Consider the following 4911-nt stretch of genomic DNA (forward strand, 5'->3'; position numbering starts at 1 on the left):
GCATGTACTCTTCGCGCAACCGGCGCTCTTCAGCCAGCTGCTGGGTGAGCGCAGCGACTTGGGATGCAAGGTTGGTGACATCGGCGCTGCCAGATGCATTGTCGAGATAGGCCTGTGCCTGGTTCTTGAGTTCGCGGCCGCCCATGCCGAGTTGCTTCAGCGGCGTGCCGTCGAGAGAGGCCAACTGCTCCACCGTTTTGACGTTCAGCGCGATCAGTTCGCGGCGCTTGCCCTCCATCAGGAACGGGGCTTCCGATAGCGGCGTGCCCGACAGCGGCTGCGTGTTGCCGTCCTTGAAGGCCAGATATTGCTGATTGTAGAGCATGGCGTAGGTCACGACGCCGCCACCGGCTGCCATACTTTCGCGGGTCGCGTTTGGCTCCGGCTCATGCGCCGGGAATGTGGCCTTGGTTTTGGTGTTTGCGGGAAAGGTAAGGTCGCAGACTTCCATGTCGACGAAGATCGGGCGTCCGGCCTTCTTGCTGGACTGCTCGTCGGGCACGACGTGATTGCGGAAAACTGCATTGATGACGTTCGTGTTCGCATTCATGGCGAATGTTCCTGTCTGAGAGGTTGCGGGAGAGAAATCGGGGAGCCGCGAAGCTCCCCGTTGAAGGTTCGGAAATGCCGTCAGGGTTAGGTGATCTGACCCTGCAGGAACGGCCGGCTGATCTGGATCACTGCCAGACCAGCGGACGGGGTGCCCGTTGTGGTCGACACTTTCGCGTTGAGCACCTGCTCACCAGCGACCGGGGCATCGTCCACGCTGCCGGGAGTGGCCGCCAGCATGAACACATCGGCACCGACCACCATCGCATTCGGCGCCTTCACTACCGCAGCACCCGCGATCTGATACCAGCCGTACTGGCTGGCAACATTCGCAGACATGGCGACAGCAACGGAACCGTTTCCACCGGTGGCCGGGGCGATGGTCGTGGTGTTGAGGTACTGGTCGTACGTGACCAGTGACCCGACAGCCGTCGCGGCAACGCCTTTGAGGTAGATGAACTCGCCGACGCCGTAGGTCGGATCTTCCGCCCTGATGATGTCGCCGAGGAAAGGACCAGGCGCACCGCGACCCAGGACTTGGGTTGTAGCGCCCGGCAAGACGGTCGCAGCGATCGGCTGCAGGCCGAGGTGGGGAGTGTGCGGAACGTAAGCCATGTTTCGGTCCTCCTTATGCGGCCGGGTTGGAGTCGTAGAACTTCCACTGGAAGAGCGGATTCGTCATGGTCACCTCGCCCATGAAGCCGATGTACTGGACAACGGCATCCTGGTTGATCGGGACCATCGCCTTGCCGATCTTGTTGAAGTTCCGTTCTGGGTGGTAGCGGACCCAAAGATTGTCGGTGTCCAGACCATAGGTCGTGTTCGCCGGCATGTTGGAACCGATGCCACCTTCAAGCACGATGTCGGCCGAGCGGCCGGCGCCGAAGTACTTCAGGGACGTGAAGCCGAGCTTGCCTAGCCCAGACACGTCATTGACGCGCTGGATGGCCACAGTGGCCGCATCGTAGGCCGCATAATGCTCTGCCGACATGAGCAGCAGGTCAGCGGCTTTCTTGCCGCGTGCGCGCTGCGTCATGATGCGGTTGAGCATCGGGCGGACGGTGGTTGCGGTGACCTGGGTGCCGATGTCGGTCGCGAACGAATTCGCGTCGAACACCGATGTACGCCAGATCGCATTGGCGCCGCGATCGATGCCGGCATAGGTGCCGGAATTGTTCACGGTCGGAACAGCCAGCTGCAGGCCGCCAAGCTCGCGGCCGCCGAAGCGGGTGCCGTTGCCATGGAGCGAGATGTCGACCTCATCTTCCAGCTCGCTTTCGGCGGCTGCGATGTGGCTTTCCATCATGTCCAGAAGCTGGTTTTCGCCCTCGTTGTTGAGGATGTCCTCATTGGCGAGGGTGATGGCGACGGCAACCATTTTCGGGGTGTACTCGGCGTCGTTGAACAACTCGGTCGGCACCGGGTTGAGGAACCCGAAACCGTTATACCAGACGGCCGATCCGGTCTTCGTGTAGAGAAGACGTTCACGGATGCGCGGGCCGGAATACTCCTTGAACTTGCCCTTGCTTTGAAGCACGTGCAGCAGAGCGCACGAGTTGGAAACCAGGTCCTGGTAACCCGAGGATCGATCCTCAAGCGCCAGAGACAGGATCTCCTGGTTCTTTTCGACTGAAGTAAGAGGCATCTCGCCCCTCCTTTATGACCGGATCATCCAGCTTGGGCTGCGGCCCGCCGGAGTGCATCCTTGATTGAGGTGGAGGCTCGCTTCGTTGCCGGGTCTGAGCCGGCCGAGGGTGCGCCTGTGACGGATTTCTGGCCCTTCAGGGTCTGAGCCTGCGGGTCTGGAGCGGTGCGCGTCTGAGGCGCTGCTTGAGCTGTTGTGGCTGGAGCCGGGTTCATCCGTTCTGCCAGCGAATATGCTTCGGCCAAGTCCTTGGTCTTGCCGGACTTGATAAAGAAGGCGATGTCTTCGGCCAATTCCTCGAACCGGGGATGTTCGGCCGCGAATTTTTCCACTGCGGCGCCGGTGCGCTCGACATGCTGTTGCTGGATCGAGGTGGTCACGCCACCGACCTGCTGCTTTAACGAGGCAATCTCCTGCCGAAGCTCGCGCACCGTGGCATCGTTCTGGCCCTGCACCTCGTCGGGCTTCTGCCCCATGACGTGCGCCGCCAGTTGGCGCAGCGAGACACCAGCATAGTCGCAAACCGCCTCGATGCCCTTCAGCGGATTGGTGAGAAGGGTCCGCTCCAGATTGGTGTAGCGGGTCATCGCATCGCGCAGCGACGTGTTGTTCTTCTTCGCTAGATCGTCGAAGTCCTTGACCTGTTCGTAGGCCTCGGCCGAGACGCGGTGCTTTTCGATACCGGCCTCGAGCTCGCGGATAGAGCGGTGCACGGCTGCTTTGACGGGCTCTGGAGATTTCTCCCATTCCGCCATCGCCGCAGCATCGCTCTTGAAGCGTGCCGGAGCCTCGTGATGAGCGGTCTTGGGAGCCGTTTCAGCGGGTTTTTCGACCGTGGCGGCAGTTTCCACCGCCTTCCCTGACTTCGGGTCTGGTAGTGCCTTGTCCGCTGTCTTGTCGGCTGGTTTCGACTGGATCGGAGGGGCTTTCTTATCAGCGTCCGATATCTCCGCCTTGGCCTTTTCCGCCACCTTTTCGGCAGCAGCTTTTAGAGCTTCCCGAGCGGTAGGAGCCTTCTTTTCCTCAGCCTTCGGATCGGACTTTGCTTCGGCCTTGGGAACCTCGGAATTGACAGGCGCCGGCGGGGCGACAGTCTCGACTTCGGGTGCAACAGTAGTGGTCTCGGCGGGCGCTGATGCGCCTCCGTTCAGGTCTTCCATTGGATTGCTCCGTCTGAGGGATTGCAGATAAAAGAGCGCACGACGCGGCGCGATTGCGTCACGGAATTCTGCGTGATCAAAATCTAATTCGGCTGATTATTTCGCTGAGAAAGCCGAAGGGATTTTAGTTCTTAATTATCGACGAGTGCCCAAGTATTCTCGTTAAAACTTTGTCGGCGTCACGGCCAAGAGGTAGATCGCCGCCTTGAACCTGGGCTCGTACGTACGCCTCAATCTTCGCCATGTCTTCTTCGCTGTACGCGTTCTGCGGATACCCATGGGGTATGCCCTCGCGGAACTCCATGATGCACGTAAATCCGTTGATTCCTGTCGTGCACACACGTACGTGGCTAGGAGGGTCTGCGACCGTCCAGCGTGGACCAAAGTTGAAAACACCAAGGTACAGGATTTCGGCTTCTATCGGGCCTACGTCCGAGGCAATCATGGCGTCATAAAACATCTGGTGCACGTCCCACCATGGGGTGGTTTCTTTATCGCATTCATAATCATGAATGACAGAGGCGTTCCGATACTTACCCTCGAACGGCCCGCCTATTATGCTCCAGAGGGGCTTTGGAATTGAAGCTCCATCTACCTCGGTTCCACTAGGCACGTTCCACTGTTTGTTGTTGTCATCATCAAACTCGTAGGGCTGCAAAAGCCTTATCTTGCGTCCGTCGTCTAGAAATTCGGCTTGGAAGCTTCCAACGAAATGACCGGCTCCAGCCGTTGAAACCTGTAACAACACAGCAATTGCAGACAAAATAATGCGCGACGTTCGCATGAGACTTCGCCCCTCCGCCATTTGTCTATCGATGGTAGGACTCTACCGAATGGTTGACAACGCAGCTTGGAGATCAGTTGCTTGTGGTTCTCTCGCCGCGCTCGAACCGGGCTTTTGCCTTTTGAACGCTATCCTTGATCGCCTTGCGGTCGACCTTGGGCTTCGGCTTCCGGCGATACCGCGCCGGATCGTTTCCGATCTCCTCGACACCAGCGGCGCGATAGGTCGCGCGCAGTGCCGATTTCGAGGTGTAGTAATTGCCGTCCAGCATCGACTGCGTTTCAGGCATCGTATCGGTGCTGATCATCGGCGCCGGAAGTGCTGAACGCTTTGGCCTGGCGGTTTCCACCTTGCGGAACACCTGCCGGCCGTTGCCGAGATCAATCCATGCGTAGGTCATCAGAGGCCGCTGGTCCGCTTCAGCGTTTGCGCGAGGATCGGATTGACCTGCGTCATCGCCAGCTTGTGACCGTCAAAAACACCGGCGTTGATCTGCCGGGCGATTTCTTTGGCCTGTTCGCCCGGCAGCCCGACCGCCATCAGCGAGGCGGCGTTGCCATTGGTGAGCCCGGCATTCATCTGCCGGGCAACCTCGATCGCCACTGGATAGCTCATCCCTCCCCGGCAGAGTTCATCAGCGCTAACTGGCATGGGGTGATCCTTTCTGGGCCTTGGCGGCAGCATCGGCTGCCTTCTTGGCATCCTGGCCAGCGGTGTGATCGGCCATCTCCTGCGGTGAAAGCGTGATGCCGGCTTGTTGCGCCATCTGGGCT

At 59.5% G+C, this 4911-nt stretch carries 7 protein-coding genes; all 7 read right to left on the reverse strand.

Annotated elements, in window-relative coordinates; genetic code table 11:
- Positions 1-550, reverse strand: a 550-nt coding sequence (locus EN935_RS22135) for a hypothetical protein (protein ID WP_127373613.1), incomplete at its 3' end; no start/stop codon positions are given.
- 86 nt (positions 551-636) lie between these two features.
- A complete protein-coding gene (locus EN935_RS22140) occupies positions 637-1164 on the reverse strand; it encodes a hypothetical protein (protein WP_127262976.1) in 528 nt (175 codons plus the stop codon).
- Positions 1165-1177: 13 nt separating this feature from the next.
- Entirely contained in the window at positions 1178-2194 is a 1017-nt protein-coding gene (locus EN935_RS22145) for a phage major capsid protein (protein ID WP_127262977.1), read from the reverse strand.
- A 23-nt stretch (positions 2195-2217) separates the two neighbouring features.
- On the reverse strand, positions 2218-3354 hold the full coding sequence (locus EN935_RS22150; RefSeq protein ID WP_127373614.1) for a hypothetical protein: 1137 nt from the start codon (positions 3352-3354) through the stop codon (positions 2218-2220).
- A 124-nt stretch (positions 3355-3478) separates the two neighbouring features.
- Positions 3479-4138 carry a DUF1353 domain-containing protein gene (locus EN935_RS22155; RefSeq protein WP_164757585.1) on the reverse strand — a complete coding sequence of 220 codons (660 nt, stop codon included), beginning with the start codon at positions 4136-4138 and terminating at the stop codon, positions 3479-3481.
- 73 nt (positions 4139-4211) lie between these two features.
- Positions 4212-4538, reverse strand: a complete 327-nt coding sequence (locus tag EN935_RS22160; RefSeq protein WP_127262980.1) for a hypothetical protein — start codon at positions 4536-4538, stop codon at positions 4212-4214.
- The gene (locus tag EN935_RS22165) at positions 4538-4789 is read right to left on the reverse strand and encodes a hypothetical protein (RefSeq protein WP_127262981.1); all 252 of its coding nucleotides are present in this window, start codon (positions 4787-4789) and stop codon (positions 4538-4540) included. The genes EN935_RS22160 and EN935_RS22165 overlap by 1 nt, the downstream gene beginning before the upstream one ends.
- Between the last annotated feature and the right edge of the window lie 122 nt (positions 4790-4911).

The organism is Mesorhizobium sp. M7D.F.Ca.US.004.03.1.1, assembly GCF_003998635.1.
Lineage (GTDB): Bacteria > Pseudomonadota > Alphaproteobacteria > Rhizobiales > Rhizobiaceae > Mesorhizobium > Mesorhizobium loti.

What these genes read in the sequence shown, in the direction of transcription:
- EN935_RS22150 (WP_127373614.1), bottom strand. Translation starts at nt 3,354, where the DNA reads ATGGAAGACCTGAACGGAGGCGCATCAGCGCCCGCCGAGACCACTACT.
- EN935_RS22145 (WP_127262977.1), bottom strand. Translation starts at nt 2,194, where the DNA reads ATGCCTCTTACTTCAGTCGAAAAGAACCAGGAGATCCTGTCTCTGGCG.
- EN935_RS22165 (WP_127262981.1), bottom strand. Translation starts at nt 4,789, where the DNA reads ATGCCAGTTAGCGCTGATGAACTCTGCCGGGGAGGGATGAGCTATCCA.
- EN935_RS22155 (WP_164757585.1), bottom strand. Translation starts at nt 4,138, where the DNA reads ATGCGAACGTCGCGCATTATTTTGTCTGCAATTGCTGTGTTGTTACAG.
- EN935_RS22140 (WP_127262976.1), bottom strand. Translation starts at nt 1,164, where the DNA reads ATGGCTTACGTTCCGCACACTCCCCACCTCGGCCTGCAGCCGATCGCT.
- EN935_RS22160 (WP_127262980.1), bottom strand. Translation starts at nt 4,538, where the DNA reads ATGACCTACGCATGGATTGATCTCGGCAACGGCCGGCAGGTGTTCCGC.